A 17,792-nucleotide genomic window follows, 5' to 3' on the forward strand; every position below is an offset into this window, starting at 1 on the left:
ACGAACCTCCCCCTCCGTCGGGGGAAGGGGGAGCACGCTCGCGACCGCCGCGGGTCGCGGCGCAACGCATTGGAGCCAGAACGATGCCGGACGACGGGCTGTGGTACAAGGACGCGATCATCTACCAGGCCCACGTCCGGGCCTTCCACGACAGCAACGGCGACGGCATCGGCGACTTCCCGGGCCTGACGCTCAAGCTCCCCTACCTCCGCGACCTGGGGATCACCGCGATCTGGATCCTGCCGTTCTACCCCTCCCCCCTGCGCGACGACGGCTACGACATCGCCGACTACACGTCCGTCAACCGCGCCTACGGCCGGCTGTCCGACTTCCGCGAGTTCCTCCGCAAGGCCCACGAGCTGGGGCTGAAGGTCGTCACGGAGCTGGTCCTCAACCACACCTCGGACCAGCACCCGTGGTTCCAGCGCGCCCGCCTGGCGCCGCCGGGGAGCGTCGAGCGCGACTTCTACGTCTGGAGCGACGACCCGGAGAAGTACTCCGAGGCGCGGATCATCTTCAAGGACTTCGAACGCTCCAACTGGACGTGGGACCCGGTGGCCAACGCCTACTACTGGCACCGCTTCTACTCCCACCAGCCCGACCTGAACTACGACAACCCGGCGGTGCAGGAGGCCGTCTTCCCGCTTCTGGACTTCTGGTTCCAGATGGGGGTCGACGGCCTGCGCCTGGACGCGATCCCCTACCTGTATGAGCGCGAGGGGACCAACTGCGAGAACCTGCCGGAGACGCACGCCTTCCTGAAGCTGCTGCGCGAGCGGCTCGACGAGAAGTTCCCGACCCCCAAGCGGATGTTCCTCGCCGAGGCCAACCAGTGGCCCGAGGACGCCGTCGCGTACTTCGGCGACGGCGACGAATGCCACATGGCGTTCCACTTCCCGGTCATGCCCCGCCTGTACATGGCGCTGCACCAGGAGGACCGCTACCCGATCCTCGACATCCTCGCCCAGACGCCGGAGATCCCCGAGAACTGCCAGTGGTGCATGTTCCTGCGGAACCACGACGAGCTGACGCTGGAGATGGTCACGGACGAGGAGCGCGACATCATGTATCGCGCCTACGCCGAGGACCCGGAGGCCCGCATCAACCTGGGGATCCGCCGCCGGCTCGCCCCGCTGCTGGACAACGACCGCCGCCGCATCGAGCTGATGACGGCGCTGCTGTTCTCGCTGCCGGGGACGCCGGTCCTCTACTACGGCGACGAGATCGGCATGGGGGACAACATCTACCTCGGCGACCGCAACGGCGTCCGCACGCCGATGCAATGGTCGCCCGACCGCAACGCGGGCTTCTCGACCTGCAACCCCCAGAAGCTCTACTTCCCGGTCGTCATCGACCCGGAATACCACTACGAGGCGGTGAACGTGGAGGCGCAGCAGCGCAACCCGAACTCGCTGCTCTGGTGGACCAAGCGGATGATCGCCCTGCGCAAGGGGCACCGCGCGTTCGGCCGCGGGACGATCGAGTTCCTCCGCCCGGAGAACTCGCGGATCTTGGCCTTCACGCGGAGGCTGGGCGACGAGACGATCCTCGTCGTCGCCAACCTGTCGCGGTTCATGCAGTACGTCGACCTGGACCTGCGCGAGTTCCAGGGGGCGGCGCTGGAGGAGCTGGCGGGGCACACGCTGATGCCGCCGATCGACGATCGGCCGTACCGGCTGACCCTCTCCCCCTACGCCTTCTTCTGGTTCCTCGTCAAGCCGGTCGAGGCGGGCGCGGCGACGGTCGACAGCGAGCCGATGCGGATCGCCGACCTCCCCGTCCTGGAGGTCGCCGGCGACTGGCGGGCCGAGCTGGCCCGCGTGGAATCGGAGCGCCTGGACCCGATCCTGCCGGCCTTCCTGGAGCGTCGGCGGCCGGCGGGCCTCCCCAGGATGGTGCACGTCGACGTGACCCGGTCGTTCCCCGACCCGGCGGGGGTGGACGACGTCCAGTGGCTGGTGGTGCGGGCGGAGCTGGAGAAGCACGGCTCGATCGCCAACCTCATCCCCCTGCTCCTCGTCCCGGAGGAGGAGGTCCCGCGGCTGCTGGACTCGGGCCCGGCGACGCTGCTGGCCCGCGTGGAGGGGCCGCGCCGGGGCGTGCTCTGCGACGCCCTGGCGGCGCCGCAATGCGGCTCCGCGCTGGCGCAGGCGATCCGCTCCGGCCTGACCGTCCCCCTGGCCGACGGCGAGCTGGTCGGCGTGGCCTCGAAGGGGCTCGAGGAGCTGGGCCTCGGCGACGCGCCGCCGGTCCCCACGCTCCTGACCCGCAGCGAGCGGTTCAACACCACGCTGATCTTCGACGAGCGGCTGACGCTCAAGACGTTCCGCGCGATCGAGTCCGAGATCAACCCCGACTTCGAGATGCGGTCGTTCCTCGCCGAGCGCCAGGACTCCCTGGTCGTCGCGCCGGTGCTGGGGTACATCGAATACCGCCGGGTGCACGGGCCGCCGGCCACCGTCGCGATCCTCAACCAGTTCATCCCCAACCAGGGGACGGCCTGGGCCATGACGCTTAACCACCTCAGCCTGTTCTACGAGCGGCTGGCCGCCGGCCCCCACCACCGGCCGGAGCCCGTCCCCGCCGAGTCGACGCTAGCGGACGAGGCCCGAATCGCGGACGAGGCCCCGGCCCCGGCCGAGGAGGTGGCGCCCGACACCCTGATGGCGGCCTTCGACGTCCACGCCCAGCGGCTGGGCGCCCAGACGGCGCGGATGCACCGGCTCCTGGCCTCGGCCCGCGGCGACGCCGCGTTCCGGCCCGAGCCGTTCGGCAGGCTCTACCAGCGGTCGCTCTACCAGTCGATGCGCAACCTGACGCATCACGTCTTCACGCAGCTCGCGGCCGCCGCGCCGAAGCTCCCCGGGCCGATCGCCGCCGAGGCCTCCCGCCTCCTCGGCCTGCGCGACGCCCTCGTCGACCGGTTCCGCGTCGTGGCCGACCGCCCCTTCGGAGGCTCTCGGATCCGCATCCACGGCGCCTACGAGCTGGACCAGGTCCTCTTCACCGGCACCGACTTCGTCATCTACGACTTCGAGGGGGACGCCGACGACACCCCCGGCGAACGCCGGGTGAAGCGGTCTCCGCTCCGCGACGTCGCGGCGATGATCCGGTCGTTCGACTACGCCGCCCACGTCGTCCTCAACGACCTGGCCAGCAAGCAGGCCCGGCCCCCCGGCCTGGTACGCGAGGAAGACCGCGCCGCCCTGGAGCCCTGGGCCCGGAGCTGGCGCGACCGGGCGGCCCGGCAGTTCGTCGACGCCTACCTCGACGCGATGGACGCCCCCGGCGTGCTCCCCACCGCCCGCGAGGACGTCGACATCCTGCTGCGGATCTTCCTGCTGGAGCGCGCCCTCGACGACCTCGGCCAGGATCTGGCCCGCCGCCCCGCCTGGGTCCTCGCCCCGATCCGCGCCCTGCTCCATGAGCTGGACGCCGACTCCGCCGGGGAGTAACCTCCGCGCGGATCGCACGCCCCCCGAACGCGAACGGCCCGCGGCCAGAAGGCCGCGGGCCGTTCGCTTCGTTCTCGACCACCAGGGCCTCAATACAGGCCGAACCGGGAGCCGCCGATGACGGGCCAGTCCTGGGGGCTGGGCTTCGCCTGGGGCGTGGGGACGGCCTGCGGGCTGGGGACGGCCTGCGGGCTGGGGGTCACGGCGTGCTTGCAGTCGTGGCAGCGGTCGCCCCGGAGCGCGGCCTTGAAGTCCTGGATGTGCTTGCAGATGTGCTCGTGTTTCCAGGCCTTGAACTGACGGGCGCGATTCTTGAGGCGGTCGACCAGCCAGCACGATTCCTTGCCGACGACCGGGGCCGCCTGGGCCGACGGGACGACCGGCGCGGACTGGGGGCTGGGGACCAGCGGCTTGGCCCACACCGACTCGTAGGAGGTCGGGAACGTCGCCGGCGGCAGCGTGGCCGGTGCCTGGGGCGACGCCATCGCGTGGCCGTGGCCGTGGCCGTGGCCGTGGCCGGTCGACTTCCACTTCCAGAACGACCAGCGGCGTGCCTTCTGGGCCGTCGGCGGGGCCGCGATGGGGGACTCGTAGATTTGAGTCTGGTTCGTCGCCAACGCGGTCGGCGCGGGCGACTGGGGGGCGGGGGCCTGGGCGACCGGCGCGACATCCTCGACGATCGTCTTCGAGGTCGGCTCAGGCGTGCCCGCCTCCTCCGTCTCCGAATCCGGGGTCTCGGGGGACGGGACGGTCGGCGGGGCCGGCGGGCTCGAATCGGCCGGTTTCGGGGCCTCGTCGACCTCGACCTTCGGTTCCTCAGCGACGCTGGGCTGTTCGGCCGGCTTCGCGGCCTCGTCGACGGTCGGCGGCTCGGCGGGCTTGGCGGGCTTGGCGGCCTCCTCGACCGAGGGAACCGCGGGCGGCTTGGGTGCTTCCTCGGCCGGGGGAGGAGCGACGGGCTCCAGCGCCGGGGCCTCGTCGACGGTCGGCGGCTCGGGGGCCTCCTCTGGCTTCGGCGTCGCGGGGGCGGGCCTGGAGCCGGGCTCGGGGCGGATCGTCGGCGGGGGAGGAGCCTGGGCGGATCGGACGAGGTTCAAGTCCTGGGCCTCCGCGCTCGCCGGCTCGGCCGCGGCTTCGGGCTCGGGCTTGATTTCCGGCTCGGGCGTGAGCGCGGGCTTAAGTTCGGGCACGGGCTCGGGCATGATTTCCGACTCGGGCGCGGCCTCTTCCGTGGGGAGCCGGCGGGCCGGCGCGGCGTCGGCGTTGGCCGGTTCTTCGACGGGGCGGACGCTCAGCAAGACGGCGACGGCGGGGGGGGGCGATGGGGTCGGCTCCGTCTCGGGCTCGTCGGATTGGGCCGCGGTCAGGGCGTCGGGGAGCCCGACGTCCGACGCCGCGAGGGAATCACCCTCGTGGTCGTCGTCGTCCTCCGGCCGGGGCCTGTCGAAGTTCCGGACCGGCAGGACCTGGTCGTCGGTCCGACGGCCGGCGGTCATCCGGGCGATGGCCTCGTTGAGCTCGGCCGGCGACGGGTTCGGCTTCGGGTTGTTGGCGCCGAAGATGGGCCCGCGCTGGGGCTGGCGCGTCACCCAGGGGGGCCGGGCGAACTGATGGACCCCCTCCCAGCCTCCGCCCGAGGCGCCCTGGAAAGCGGACGCCGGGGGGATGGAGCCGAGTTGCGAGTGGACCGCGGGGGAGTATCCCCCGCCGAACCGACGGGCCAGCCAGCCTCGCGGGCCGGTCGGCGCCGACGCGACGGCGACGGGCCCGCCCTGGGCCGGCATCGCCCCCTGCTGGCGGACCCCGGCGCAGCCGGAGAGCCCGAGCAGCAAGCCAATCGCCCAGACTGACACGCGCGACGACCTCATGGCGTCTCCTCCCGCCGGGGCGGCGCGTTCCCCGCGACCGCGGCCCTGGGCTTCCTTGCCGGACCTTCCATCGATCTCATCCGTCGTCTTGGATCGGCATCCCGGCGGGCCGACTCGGGCCATTTCCCGGCCCCGCTCCGCGCCGCCGGGGGCGCGACCCCGTCGCCGGCCAAACTCGCCGGGATCCGCAAGGTTCGCCCTCCCCCCCGCCGCCGTTCGATTTGAAGAAGATCCCGGAACGCGATACCCTGGAGGCTCCCGGGCGCGAGGGCCCTCCCCGCGTGACGCCCGGGCGAAATCATCAACCGAGGATGGACGATGATCAACGCCGACGACGCGGAACGATTCATGGCCGCCCCCTGGCTCGAATCGACGGATCGCGAGACCAAGCGGGACCTCCTGCGGGCGCTGGCCGAGGAGCGCGCCGCGAAGGGGGAGACGTTGCTGGCCCAGGGCGAGCCCAACGACCACCTGTCGTTCCTAATCGAGGGGACGGCCGAGATCGTCCGGCGCGGGGAGGATGGCCGCGTCGACTTCATCACCGAGTTGGTCGCGCCGGCGGTCTTCGGCACGACCTCGTTCTTCTGCCCGTCGCGGCCACCGGCGACCGTCCGGGCGACGTCCGACGTCCGCCTGCTCACGCTGCATCACCCGGCCTACGAGGAGCTCCGCCGCGAGAACCCCCGCGCCGCCGAGGCCCTGGCGCTGGCCGTGGTCCGGGCGGTCTCCGAGCGCTTCAACCTCCTCGACAAGCTGTTCGCCGAGCACCTGCGGGAGCATCCCGAGGCCGGGGGCGGCCCCGCCTCGGAATGGTCGGACTTCCGCGCCCGGCTGTTCGCGGAGCACTCCCTGTGACGCCCATGCCCCCTCCCGCGGCGGTTGACGAGGCCGGGGGCGGACTGCACAATGGATGGAGCGAGGCCCGACTCGCTCTCCATCACGGCCCCCGCCCACGTCGCGCGTCGCCCCGAGGCGCGACCGCCGAATCCGCCCCAATCCATCCAATCCCCCACAAGACGCATCCATGAACGACTCGTCTACGCCTTCGCGGCGATCGGAATTCGACGCCCTCCTCCGGGCCGCCGGCGGGTCGGAAGCGCACGGACACCTCGTCGACGTCCGCGAGCCGCTCCGAGGCGCGCTGGGCCCGGACCGCCCCCTGGTGATGCTCTGCCCGCACGCCGACGACGGGGCCATCACCGCCGCCTGCCTGCTGCACGACCACGCCGTGCGCCGGGGCCTGCCGGTGATCGAGGTCCTGGTCTTCGCCGGCGAGCGCAACGTCGCGGCGCCCTGGCTCAACGACCAGAAGAAGATCACGATGCGCGAGGCCGAGTTCCGCCTCGAATGCAACGTCCTGGGGGCCGAGGCCGTCTGCTGGAACCTGGAAGGCTACCGCCAGCCCGGCTACCGCCCCACCGAGGCCGACGTCGCCAAGGTCGTCGACTGGTTCGTCAAGCGTCGCCCCGGCGCGATCATCGTCCCGCCGGCGACCGACGCCCACGCCGCCCACCGCGTCACCCGCGCCCTGGCCGCCGTCGGCCTGCTCGGCGCCGGGCTGCACGACACGCTGGTCATGACCGGCTGGACCCCCTGGGGCCCCCTCGCCCGCCCGAACGCGTACTTCACCTATGACGGCGAGGCCGAGCGCACCAAGGAGTGGGCCATCCACTGCCACGCCTCGCAGATCCTCCTGACCGACTACACCCAGTACTGCTCGCACCTGGGCCGCGCCTACGCCGCGCTGACGCGCGAGTGGGCCGAGGGGCACAGCCTCGCCGGCCGCGCCCACCGCACCGACGAGCGCTTCGTCGGCGTCGAGCTGTTCGAGCTGGAAAATTACGACCCCGATCGGGCGACCAACAACCCCCCGGACCCGATCCACCGGGCGCTCGGACTCCTGCGCGAGCAGGCCGGCGGGGCCGCGACGCCCCCCTCGACCGCCGCCGGGCCCGCCAGGACCGCCGCGTCGACCTGACCGCCCGGCCTCGATCCAACGACCCGAATCACCCCCGCCGCGAGCCCATCCAATGCCCGCCGAACGTCCCTTGCGCGTCGCCGACGCCTCCGTGATCGTCCACCCCGACGCCGAGTCCGCCAGCAAGGACGCCGCCGATCGGATCGAGCGGATCGTCGCCGACGCCGTCGCCGCGCGCGGCAAGGCGGTGCTCGGCATGGCCACCGGCGCGACCCCGGAGAAGGTCTACGGCCTCCTCGCCGCCCGGGTCGCCGCCGGCGCGCTCTCGCTCCGCGACGCGACGACCTACAACCTGGACGAATACTACCCGATCCAGCCGCTCGACCCGCTGAGCTATCGCTCCTACATGCACCGGCATCTGTTCGGCCGGGTCGACCTCGCCGCCAATCGCGCCCACATCCTCGACGGCACGGTCCCCGAGCACGCCGCCGCCGAGCACGCCGCCCAGTTCGACCGGTGGATCGAGGCCGACGGCGGCCTGGACCTCCAGCTCCTGGGCATCGGCCGCAACGGCCACATCGGCTTCAACGAGCCCTCCGACCTCCCCGTGGACGAGTTCGCCGCCCTCCCCACCCGGTTGGTCGACCTCCACCCGATCACCGTGGCCGACGCCGTCCGCGAGTTCGGCTCGCCCGAGGCCGTCATCCCCCGCGCCCTGACCATGGGCGTCCGCGCGATCCTCGCGGCGCGCTCCATCATCATGCTGGCGACCGGCGCCAAGAAGGCCCCGATCGTCGCCCAGGCGCTCAAGGGCCCGATCACGGCCGCCGTCCCCGCCTCCGTCCTCCGCACGGTCGCCGACCGGGTCGTCTGGATCCTCGACGAGCCCGCCGCCGCCGACCTCGGCTGAATCGAGCTCCCGCGTCCCGTTCCGTTGCGCTCCGCTCCGTCAGCGCTCGAACCATAGGAACGGCGCGGGGGTGAGGAACGCGTGCTGCTGGAACAGGCTCCAGGCCCCTCCCCACGAGGTGTACTGGGACAGGAAGACGACCAGCACGTACACGACGGCCACGGCCACGATCGCCGGCCTGCCCAGCAGCCGGAAGAACCAATGGCTGCGGCGCTCCCGCCGCAGCGACCGGGCGTAGGCCCACCCCACCAGCAGCCGCGCCGGGGACAGGAACACGACGAAGATCAGCCCCGGCAGCCACGCGGCCTCGCGCGGGATCATCTCGATCTTCAGCAGATACAGCGGGATCGACGCCGCCAGCAGGATGAAGAGCGCGAAGGCGAACGCCCAGGGCGCGTGGCGGTAGCGCTCGCGGATCGCCCGCATCCCGAACAGCGCCGACGCCCTGCCTTCGACGGCGTACGCCGTCTGAGCGAATGGGACGATCGGCGCCACGATGGCCAGGGCGAGCATCCCCAGCGGCGCCAGCAGGGGGGCCCTCGTGGTCGCCGCGATCATCGCCGACGGCGGCCCGATCCACGCCATCGTCCCGACGAACGCCGTCAGCCCCAGCCGGAAGTAGTGCGCCGGCCGGAACCTCCCGACGAACTCCCAGAAGCCGTCGCGCGAATCCGCGTACAGCCCCCCTTCGCGCAACCGACGCCGCAGCCAGGACGGCCCGCCGAACGGCCAGAGGAAATGCCAGGGCCGCCCGCCCCGCGCGAACGCGACCAGCAGATGCGCCGTCGTGAGCGCCCAGACGACGATCAGGGCGACCCGCCAGCCTCGCTCCACCGCCCCGCCCGGGTCGACGATCGCCGCCGACCGGGCGAACGACCCGACGAGCCACATCGGGACCATCGCGACGACGGCCCCCAGCGCCATCCCGCCGACCCTCCCGGCCAGCCCCACGCCGAAGACGCCGTCGCGCAGCCTCCCCGTCCGCGCCACCCGCGCCGAGGATTCCAGCAGGTATCCCAACGCCAGGAGTTGCAGCACCGGGATCGACGTGAGCACCGCCAGGCCGACCACCAGCGAGGCCAGCCCGAACGCCCAACCGGCGCCGGAGACGGCCGCGCCGCCGAGCCGCGCCGCGGCGCGTCGCGCGCGGCCCGCGGTCGCGGTCCGCGTGGCCGCTCGTCCCGGCGGTTCGATGATGGCGGGCACCGTCTCCATGGTGAGGATTACTCCCACGGCCGACGCCGCGTTTCACTCCCCCGGGGGAACATCGTTCGAAACGAACGCGGCCCGCATCGCGGAGGATGCGGGCCGGGCGGATGGTCGCGATTCGGCGCGGGCTCGCCGGCGTGCCCGTCAGGTCGTCAGAGGGCGCGGCGACGGCGGGCGGCGAAGGCCAGGCCCAGGCCGCCGATGGCCAGCATGGCGACCGAGGTGGGCTCGGGGATGACGGCGGTGGCCAGCGTGCCCGAGTAGGAGATGGTGTTGCCGGGCCCCCCCGCCTGGGTGAAGGAGATCACGAACTCGGCGGCGAGCGGGTCGAAGCCCGGCGGGCCGTTGATGACGCCCGTGAAGGTGATCAGGCGGCCGTTGTTCTCGAAGAGGTCGGAGATCAGCCCCGTCGCGAGGAAGCTGTACTGGTTGAGCGTCAGGGTGAGATAAGGGTCCGCTTCCCCGCCGGCCGCGGCGAGGTCGAGGACGGAGCTGGCGATCTCGGTCCCCTCCGCGATGCTCGCGAAGATGCCCGTCGGGTTGTCCACCGTGACCTGCGTATCCGGGCCGAACAGGTCGGTGGCGAAGGTGAAGACCGTGGCCCCATCGATCGGCCCGAGCGGATCTCCGTCGGCCGTGATCTCGCTGGCGTTGAACCCGATCGAGTCGGCATTCGCCGAGGACCCGAGTCCGAGCGTGAGGGCCAATGCGGTGGCGAACAGGACTTTGCCGAGCTTCATCGAAGTTGTACTCCTCAAAGTTGGTGCGTCCTGGGGCCCGCCGCGATCCCTGGATGCAGTCGGGAGACGAATCCACCCTTCACGGGCGGCGCGCCGCGTCCGAGCATCCGCGAGCGTCCCCGAAGATTGCCCGCGTCGATGCACTCTCGAATCCATCGAGACAGATGACTCATGAAGATGTCACCCGTTGTTCTCCTCCGTATTCGGGACCGATATTAGACGTGGCGACGCCGCCACGCAAGAAGAAAATTCGCGACATTCGAAATTTACCCCGATAACTATAAATGCCCCCAGCAATCCGAATCATTGCGCCGCGTCCACGGAACGGCCGGCTCGGGTCAATTCTGAATTTCTTCGGAAGGGTACCGTCAACGCATGCGTCAAGGACCCGGCCCACGCCGAGGGCCTTCATCGCGAACCCCGTGGTCGCGGCGCCCTCTTGAAACGCGGGCGGCCCCGGCGGGGTAATGGACGCATCCCCATCGTGGGGCTGGGCATGCTTGATGGGGAGTGCTCCCGATGCGCCTGCGAGACCTCGGGTTCATTTGCGTCGTGGCCGGGGCCGCGATGGCGACGGGTCGTGGGGCCATCCGTACCGCGCCCCCGTCGCGCGTGGAGGCCCTGGCGCGGCCGGGAGTCTCGGCGCGGGTGGACGAGGCGTTCCGGGAGGCCTGGAAATCCCGGGCGATCGAGCCCGCCCCGTTGGCCTCCGAGCTGGCGGTGATGCGACGGCTCAACCTCGCCCTGACCGGAGCCCCGCCGTCGCTGGAGGAGATCCGGCGGTTCGAGGCGATCGGGCCCGGCCGCCGGGTCGACGCCTGGGCCGAGGAGTTGCTCCGCGACCGCCGCTCGGCCGACTATCTCGCCGAGAGGTTCGCGAGGGCGTTCGTCGGGGTGGAAGACGGCCCGTTCATCGTCTTCCGGCGGCGTCGGCTCGTCGCCTGGCTGAGCGACGCCCTGCTGGAGAACCGCCCCTACCCGGAGATCGTCCGAGACCTCGTGGCCGGCCGCGGGATCTGGACCGACCACCCCGCCGTCAACTTCGTCTCCGTGACCCGCGACGAAGCGACCGAGCGGCCCGACCCCGAGCGCCTGGCCGCGCGGGTCTCGCGGGCGTTCCTCGGCGCCCGGATCGACTGCGCCCAGTGCCACGACCACCCGTTCCAGCCCTGGACTCAGGCGGACTTCCGCGGCCTGGCGGCCTTCTTCGGCGGCGTCCGGTCGAATCTCCGCGGCGTCTCCGACGGCGAGAGCGACTACCGCCCGCCGGACCGCCGGACGAAGGAGCCGAGCGAGGTCGAGCCGGAAGTGCCGTCGCGCCCCGATCTCCTCCCGGCCGAAGGCCCCCCGCGCGATCGGCTGGCGGCCTGGATTGTCGACCCTCGCAACCCGTACTTCGGCCGCGCGGTCGCCAACCGGGCCTGGGCGATCCTCTTCGGCCGGCCCCTGGTCGACCCGGTCGACGACATCCCCTCCGTCGACGAGCCGCCGGAAGCCCTGGACCTGCTGGCGGCCGACTTCATCGAGCACGGCGGCGACCTCCGGCGGCTGCTCCGAGCCATCGCGGCGACGGAGGCGTTCCGGCTGGAATCGATCGACCTGCCCGAGGAGGCCGAGTCGCCCGAGGAGGAGACGTGGGCCGCGTTCCCCATGACCCGGCTCCGGCCCGAGCAGGTGGCCGGCGGCCTGGCGCAATCGGCCTCGCTGGCGACGATCGGCCCGCGATCGCCATGGCTGGTCCGGCTCGCCACCTACACGGAAGGGAACGATTTCGTCCGCCGCTATGGCGACGCCGGCGAGGACGAGTTCGCCGCTCGCGGCGGCACGCTGCCCCAGCGGCTCCTGCTCATGAACGGGGACCTGATCGAGAAGCGGATCAAGACGGAGTGGGGCAACGCCTCCAACCGGCTCGCGAAGCTCGCCCCGGACGACGAACGTCTCGTGGAATCGGCCTACCTGTGCGTGCTGACCCGCCGGCCGACGCCCGAGGAGGCCGCCCACTTCACGCCGAGGTTCCGGGGCGTCCGCGGGGGCGCGCGGGCCGAGCTGACCGCCGACCTGCTCTGGACGCTCCTGAACTCCGCCGAAGCCTCCTGGAACCATTGAGGGCCCGCCCATGCGGATCGATCGTCGCGGCTTCCTGACGCTGGGCGTCGGCGCCGGCCTGGGATGGCTGACCCCCGCGGCGCACGCGCTGGCGCTCCGGGCCGAACGGGCCGACGGCCCCCCCTCCTCCGTCATCCTCCTCTGGCTCGCCGGCGGCCCCAGCCAGCTCGAAACCTTCGACCCGCACCCGGACGGCCCGACCTCCGGCGGCACGAAGGCCATCGAGACCGCCGCCAGGGGGGTCCGGCTGGCCGGGGGCTTCGAACGCCTGGCGGCCGAGATGGGCTCGGTCGCCCTGGTCCGGTCGATGACCAGCAAGGAGGGGGACCACGAGCGCGGGACGTACATGCTCAAGACGGGGTATCGCCCCGACCCGAGCGTCGTCCACCCCTCCATCGGCGCCGTCTGCTGCCACGAGCTGCCGGCCGGGCCGGTCGACATCCCCCGCCACGTCTCCATCCTCGCGGGCCAGTGGCCGGGCCGCGGCGGCTACCTCGGCGGGGAGTACGACGCCTTCCAGGTCGACGACCCGCGAGGCAAGCTGCCGGACGTCTCGCCGTTCGTCCCCCCCGACCGCGACGAGCGGCGGGCGCTCGACCTGGACGTCGTCGACCGGGCGTTCGCGCGCGGCCGAGCCAGAAGGGTGGAGGCGACGCTCCATCGCAAGGCCGTGACCTCGGCGCGGGCGATGATGACCTCGAAGCAGCTCCAGGCGTTCGACGTCTCGCGCGAGCCGGCCGAGGTCCAGGCCGAGTACGGCGACACCCCGTTCGGCCGCGGCTGCCTGGCGGCGCGTCGGCTGATCGAGGTCGGGGCGCGCTGCGTGGAGGTCACGCTGGACGGGTGGGATTCGCACGTCAACAACCACGAGATCCACCGCCGGCTGGTGGGGGTGCTCGACCCGGCGTTCGCGGCCCTGATCCGCGACCTGCGGCGTCGCGACCTGCTGGATCGGACGGTGGTCCTCTGCTGCGGCGAGTTCGGCCGGACGCCCCGGATCAACCCCTTCGCCGGCCGCGACCACTGGACCAACGGCTTCAGCCTGGCGCTGGCGGGGGGCGGCCTGAACGCCGGGTTCGCGCTGGGCGGGACCGACCCGGAAGGGCTCAAGGATCCCGCCCGCCCGGTCCCGGTCCAGGACGTCCACGCCACGATCCTCTCCGCCCTGGGGCTCGACCCCTCCCGCGAGAACTTCGCCCCCGTCACCGGCCGCCCGATCAAGCTGAGCGAGGGCCGGCCGATCCCCGAGCTGATCGGCTGACGACGGCCGGGCGCGCGCCCTCCCCGCCGCGTCCCGACGGGGGTACCATCGGACGGTCGACATCGCGCGGTCGCGCCGGCGGCCGGCGCGGGCCCCGCCGATGTCACGGCCCTCGCGAAAGGACCAGGTCCAGCCATGCAACGAGCCTCGCGCCTTGTCGCGTTCGCATCCCTCCTCGGAGCCGTTGTCAGCCCGATGAAAGCCGACGAGCCCGCCAAGCCCTTCTCGTACCCCGACGCCCCGAAATCGGACACGGTCGACGACTACCACGGCGTGAAGGTGCCCGACCCCTACCGCCCGCTGGAGGACCCCGACTCCGACGTCACCCGCGCGTGGGTCGAGGCCGAGAACGTCGTCACCAACGCCTACCTGGGCTCGATCCCCAATCGCGACGCCATCCGGGCCCGGATCACCGAGCTCTGGGACTACGAGAAGTTCAGCGCCCCGGGCAAGAAGGGGGGCCGCTACTTCTACGTCCACAACAGCGGGCTCCAGAACCAGTCGGTGCTGTACACGCTGGACTCGCTGGACGGCGCGCCCCGGATGCTGCTGGACCCGAACAAGCTCTCGGCCGACGGCACCGTCGCCCTGTCGGGGACCGTCGCCAGCGACGACGGCAAGAAGCTGGCCTACGGCGTCGCCGAGGCGGGCTCCGACTGGAACACCTGGAAGGTCCGCGACGTCGAGACCGGCGAGGACCTGGACGACACGATCGAGTGGGTCAAGTTCTCGTCCGCCACCTGGACCCCGGACAACTCGGCCTTCTTCTACGGCCGCTATCCCGCCCCCGAGCCGGGGCAGGATCTCAAGGGCGCCAACTACCACCAGAAGGTCTACCTCCACCGCCTCGGCTCGCCGCAGGACCAGGACGTGCTGGTCTGGCGGGACGACGAGAACAAGGAGTGGCAGGCCAGCCCCTCCGTGAGCGACGACGGCAAGTACCTGGTCCTCACGCTCCACAAGGGGACCGACGCCAAGTACCGCGTCCTCTACCGCCCGTTCGACGAACATGACGCCGAGCCCACGCACCTGGTCGGCGACTTCGACGCCGAGTACGACTTCCTCGACAACGACGGCCCCGTCTTCTGGTTCAAGACGAACAAGGACGCCGAGCGCGGGAAGGTCGTGGCGATCGACACCCGCGACCCGAGGCCCGAGAACTGGGCCGAGCTGATCCCCGAGGCGGCCGAGACGCTGGAGAACGTCGACGTCGTCGGCGACCGCTTCATCGCCACCTACCTGAAGGACGCCCACACCGTCGTCCGCGTCTTCGACCTCTCCGGCAAGCACATCCGAGACGTGGATCTGCCCGGCCTGGGGACGGCCTCGGGCTTCCGCGGCAAGCGCGAGGACGGGGAGACGTTCTACTCGTTCACCTCGTACACCACCCCCGCCACCATCTACCGCTACGACGTCGAGACCGGCGAGAGCACCGTCTGGCGCGAGCCCGCGCTGAAGTTCGACCCGTCCGCCTACGAGACCACGCAGGTCTTCTACACCAGCAAGGACGGGACAAGGATCCCGATGTTCATCACCGCCAAGAAGGGCCTCCAGAGGAACGGCGACAACCCGACGCTCCTCTACGGCTACGGCGGCTTCAACATCCCGCTCACGCCGGGGTTCAGCCCGTCGAACCTGACGTGGCTGGAAATGGGGGGCGTGTACGCCGTGGCCAACCTCCGGGGCGGCGGCGAGTACGGCGAGAGCTGGCACCAGGGGGGCACCCGCACCCGCAAGCAGAACGTCTTCGACGACTTCATCGCCGCGGCCGAGTGGCTGATCGCCGAGAAGTACACCCGCACCGAGAAGCTGGGCATCTCCGGGCGCTCCAACGGCGGCCTGCTGGTCGGCGCCTGCATGACCCAGCGCCCGGACCTCTTCGGCGCGTGCCTGCCGGGGGTGGGCGTGCTGGACATGCTGCGGTTCCACAAGTTCACCATCGGCTGGGCGTGGATCGACGACTACGGCTCGTCCGACGACCCCGAGGAGTTCAAGGCGCTGCACGCGTACAGCCCGCTGCACAACATCAAGCCCGGGACGTGCTACCCGCCGACGATGATCGTCACCGCCGACCACGACGACCGCGTCGTGCCGGCGCACAGCTTCAAGTTCGCCGCGGCGCTCCAGGCGGCGCAGTCGTGCGACAACCCGGTCCTGATCCGCATCGAGACCCGCGCCGGCCACGGCGCCGGCAAGCCCACCGCCAAGATCATCGAGGAGGCCGCCGACCAGTGGGCCTTCCTCGTGAAGACCCTCAACGTTGAGGCCAACCCTTGACCGACGAGACGCCCGAGCCGTCCCCCGCCGCGCCGGCCGATCCCGGCGCGGCGGGAGCCTCGTCCGATCCCGATTTCGACGACCCGGGGTCGGTCGCCGCGACGAAGGCCCGCCCCGGCTGGCGCGACGGCCTGCGCGACATGGCTCGCGGGGCGGAGTTCGGCGTCTGGTCCGCGATCCTGCTCTCGACGCCGGTCGTGTGCGCGATGGTCGGCGGGTCGCTCGGCGTGCTGATCCACGCCGGGTCCGGCTGGCGATCGATCGCGGGCCTTGCCGCCTTCGCCGGGCGCTGGGCCGGGATCATCCTGGTATGCAGTATTCCCGTCGCCCCGGCGGCCGGGCTGATGGCATGGCTCTACCGGGGGATCGCAAGGCGGCTGGGGAGCCCGGGCCCGGATCGGGCGCGACGCCGGCGCGGTCGACGCCGCCGTTGGGCCGCCGTCGCGGGCCTGGGGCTGCTCGGGTTGGTCGCCGGCGTCGCGGCCGGGCACTTCCTGACCCGGGCCTCGATCGGGAGCCTTGAGGAGGCGGTCGCGGAGACCGACGCGATCGACCCCGACTGGCGACTCGACGACCTGCTCGCGAACCGCGACGAGGTGCCGGACGACGAGAACTCAGCCTTCGTCGCCGCCGAGGTGATTGGCCTCCTCCCCGACCCCTGGCCCCCGAGGCCCAGGCCCGAGGGCGTGCCCGGCGAAACGGACGCCCTGGACTTCGCGGCCGCGCTGGATCGGGCGCAAGCCTCCGACGACTCTCGTCGGCTGGACGAGGCGACCGCCTCGGCTCTCCGCGCCGAGATGGAGGCCCTCGTCGACGCCCTCGATGTCGCCCGGACTCTCGTCGATTACGATCGCGGGCGGCACGAGCTTGAGATCGGGCCCCAGGTCATCGACACGCTCCTGCGCGAGACCCAGGACACTCGGGCGGTCGCAATGCTGCTTTACGCCGACGCTCTCCTGCTCGCCCAAGACGGCGAATTGGACGCGGCGCTCGATTCCTGTCGCGCCCTGGTCGCCCTCGCCCGGTCGATCGGCGACGAGCCATTCCTGATCTCGCAACTCGTCCGCATGGCGGTCAACGCACAGTTGGAGGGCCTGGCGCGTCGCGTGCTGGGACAGGGCGAGCCCTCCGACGAAGCCCTCGCGGCGCTCCAGGAGTTGCTTGAGGACGAGCGAGAGCAGCCGCGGCTCTGGTGGGGCCTCCGCGGCGAGCGGGCGATGCTCGTGGAAATGATCCGCCGCGTCCAGACCGGCGAGATCCCGCTGGAAGACCTCGTCCGGAATGGCTCCCTGCTGGCGCCGCGGGCGGACGGGGTGAACGTGGCGGTGGCCGTCGCCTGCAATTACCAGATGGCGTTCGCCCTGCGTTGGTTCAACGAGGCTCTGACGATCCCCTCGCTCCCCGAGGACGAGTGGGACGCGACCTACGCCCCCCTGGGCGCGGAGATCGTGGCGGTCCGCGGATCCAGGTTCGGCAAATTCACGATGCCGTTCATCGCCTTCATGATGCCGGCGGCGTCGCGGGCGATCGACGCCGAGAAGCGCATCCGCGCGGTGTTCGGCTCGCTCATCATCCTCATCGCCGCCGAGCGCCAGCGGCAGGCCACGGGGAAGTGGCCGGCGTCGGTCGCGGACATCGACCCCGATATCCTCCCCGACCCGCCCCTCGACCCCTACACCGGCGAGCCCTACCGTATGCATCACGCCGACGGATTGCTGAAGATCCACACCCTCGGGCCGAATAAGAGGGACGAGGGGGGGGCCTACGACTTCGCGAAGTGGCGGCACAAGGAAAAGCTCGGCCGGGACGACGTCGGCACATACGCCCACGACCCCGAGCGGCGCGGACGGCCGGCGGAGGAGGGAGAGGAGGTCCCATGAGCGATGCCCTGGCCGCCAGGATCATCGAGCAGGCCCCCGACAGGCGGACGTCCCTCGCCAGGCCACTGGACGCCGAGGAAATGCCATGAGCGACGAGGCACCGAAGCCTCCCGAAAATCCCCCCTCGCGAGCCGAAGCCTCCGAGGGGCCGCCACCTCCCGAGCCCGC

At 71.8% G+C, this 17,792-nt stretch carries 11 protein-coding genes; 8 read left to right on the forward strand and 3 right to left on the reverse strand.

Annotated features, from left to right (window positions below; translation table 11 throughout):
- Positions 1 to 83: 83 nt before the first annotated feature.
- Positions 84 to 3,455 (forward strand): maltose alpha-D-glucosyltransferase, encoded by a 3,372-nt coding sequence (gene treS / locus WG209_RS02230; RefSeq protein ID WP_337173364.1) that lies wholly within the window; start codon positions 84 to 86, stop codon positions 3,453 to 3,455.
- An 89-nt stretch (positions 3,456 to 3,544) separates the two neighbouring features.
- On the opposite strand, the gene WG209_RS02235 is transcribed toward treS, so the two are convergent.
- On the reverse strand, positions 3,545 to 5,323 hold the full coding sequence (locus WG209_RS02235) for a hypothetical protein (protein ID WP_337173365.1): 1,779 nt from the start codon (positions 5,321 to 5,323) through the stop codon (positions 3,545 to 3,547).
- Between the two features lie 318 nt (positions 5,324 to 5,641).
- On the opposite strand from WG209_RS02235, the gene WG209_RS02240 reads away from it, so the two are divergent.
- The 3 genes from WG209_RS02240 (at position 5,642) to WG209_RS02250 (ending at position 8,151) form a co-directional block, all read left to right on the forward strand.
- Positions 5,642 to 6,178, forward strand: coding sequence for a cyclic nucleotide-binding domain-containing protein (locus WG209_RS02240; protein ID WP_337173366.1), 537 nt, complete (start codon positions 5,642 to 5,644; stop codon positions 6,176 to 6,178).
- A gap of 169 nt (positions 6,179 to 6,347) precedes the next feature.
- Positions 6,348 to 7,301 carry a PIG-L family deacetylase gene (locus tag WG209_RS02245; protein ID WP_337173367.1) on the forward strand — a complete coding sequence of 318 codons (954 nt, stop codon included), beginning with the start codon at positions 6,348 to 6,350 and terminating at the stop codon, positions 7,299 to 7,301.
- A 52-nt stretch (positions 7,302 to 7,353) separates the two neighbouring features.
- Positions 7,354 to 8,151, forward strand: a complete 798-nt coding sequence (locus WG209_RS02250) for a glucosamine-6-phosphate deaminase (RefSeq protein WP_337173368.1) — start codon at positions 7,354 to 7,356, stop codon at positions 8,149 to 8,151.
- 39 nt (positions 8,152 to 8,190) lie between these two features.
- Here the strand turns inward: WG209_RS02250 and WG209_RS02255 are convergent, their stop codons facing one another.
- Complete coding sequence (locus tag WG209_RS02255) at positions 8,191 to 9,366, reverse strand: hypothetical protein (RefSeq protein WP_337173369.1); 1,176 nt, start codon at positions 9,364 to 9,366, stop codon at positions 8,191 to 8,193.
- A gap of 146 nt (positions 9,367 to 9,512) precedes the next feature.
- On the reverse strand, positions 9,513 to 10,100 hold the full coding sequence (locus WG209_RS02260; protein WP_337173370.1) for a PEP-CTERM sorting domain-containing protein: 588 nt from the start codon (positions 10,098 to 10,100) through the stop codon (positions 9,513 to 9,515).
- 519 nt (positions 10,101 to 10,619) lie between these two features.
- On the opposite strand from WG209_RS02260, the gene WG209_RS02265 reads away from it, so the two are divergent.
- The 4 genes from WG209_RS02265 (at position 10,620) to WG209_RS02280 (ending at position 17,624) form a co-directional block, all read left to right on the forward strand.
- Positions 10,620 to 12,206, forward strand: coding sequence for a DUF1549 domain-containing protein (locus WG209_RS02265; RefSeq protein ID WP_337173371.1), 1,587 nt, complete (start codon positions 10,620 to 10,622; stop codon positions 12,204 to 12,206).
- 10 nt (positions 12,207 to 12,216) lie between these two features.
- Positions 12,217 to 13,467 (forward strand): DUF1501 domain-containing protein, encoded by a 1,251-nt coding sequence (locus tag WG209_RS02270; RefSeq protein WP_337173372.1) that lies wholly within the window; start codon positions 12,217 to 12,219, stop codon positions 13,465 to 13,467.
- Positions 13,468 to 13,662: 195 nt separating this feature from the next.
- A complete protein-coding gene (locus tag WG209_RS02275) occupies positions 13,663 to 15,744 on the forward strand; it encodes a prolyl oligopeptidase family serine peptidase (RefSeq protein WP_337173373.1) in 2,082 nt (693 codons plus the stop codon).
- Positions 15,741 to 17,624: a hypothetical protein gene (locus WG209_RS02280; RefSeq protein WP_337173374.1), complete on the forward strand. Its 1,884-nt coding sequence runs from the start codon at positions 15,741 to 15,743 to the stop codon at positions 17,622 to 17,624. Before WG209_RS02275 ends, WG209_RS02280 begins: the two co-directional genes overlap by 4 nt.
- Positions 17,625 to 17,792: the final 168 nt, after the last annotated feature.

This window comes from Paludisphaera sp. (assembly GCF_037189885.1).
Classification (GTDB): domain Bacteria; phylum Planctomycetota; class Planctomycetia; order Isosphaerales; family Isosphaeraceae; genus Paludisphaera.

What these genes read in the sequence shown, in the direction of transcription:
- treS (WP_337173364.1), top strand. Translation starts at nt 84, where the DNA reads ATGCCGGACGACGGGCTGTGGTACAAGGACGCGATCATCTACCAGGCC.
- WG209_RS02235 (WP_337173365.1), bottom strand. Translation starts at nt 5,323, where the DNA reads ATGAGGTCGTCGCGCGTGTCAGTCTGGGCGATTGGCTTGCTGCTCGGG.
- WG209_RS02240 (WP_337173366.1), top strand. Translation starts at nt 5,642, where the DNA reads ATGATCAACGCCGACGACGCGGAACGATTCATGGCCGCCCCCTGGCTC.
- WG209_RS02245 (WP_337173367.1), top strand. Translation starts at nt 6,348, where the DNA reads ATGAACGACTCGTCTACGCCTTCGCGGCGATCGGAATTCGACGCCCTC.
- WG209_RS02250 (WP_337173368.1), top strand. Translation starts at nt 7,354, where the DNA reads ATGCCCGCCGAACGTCCCTTGCGCGTCGCCGACGCCTCCGTGATCGTC.
- WG209_RS02255 (WP_337173369.1), bottom strand. Translation starts at nt 9,366, where the DNA reads ATGGAGACGGTGCCCGCCATCATCGAACCGCCGGGACGAGCGGCCACG.
- WG209_RS02260 (WP_337173370.1), bottom strand. Translation starts at nt 10,100, where the DNA reads ATGAAGCTCGGCAAAGTCCTGTTCGCCACCGCATTGGCCCTCACGCTC.
- WG209_RS02265 (WP_337173371.1), top strand. Translation starts at nt 10,620, where the DNA reads ATGCGCCTGCGAGACCTCGGGTTCATTTGCGTCGTGGCCGGGGCCGCG.
- WG209_RS02270 (WP_337173372.1), top strand. Translation starts at nt 12,217, where the DNA reads ATGCGGATCGATCGTCGCGGCTTCCTGACGCTGGGCGTCGGCGCCGGC.
- WG209_RS02275 (WP_337173373.1), top strand. Translation starts at nt 13,663, where the DNA reads ATGAAAGCCGACGAGCCCGCCAAGCCCTTCTCGTACCCCGACGCCCCG.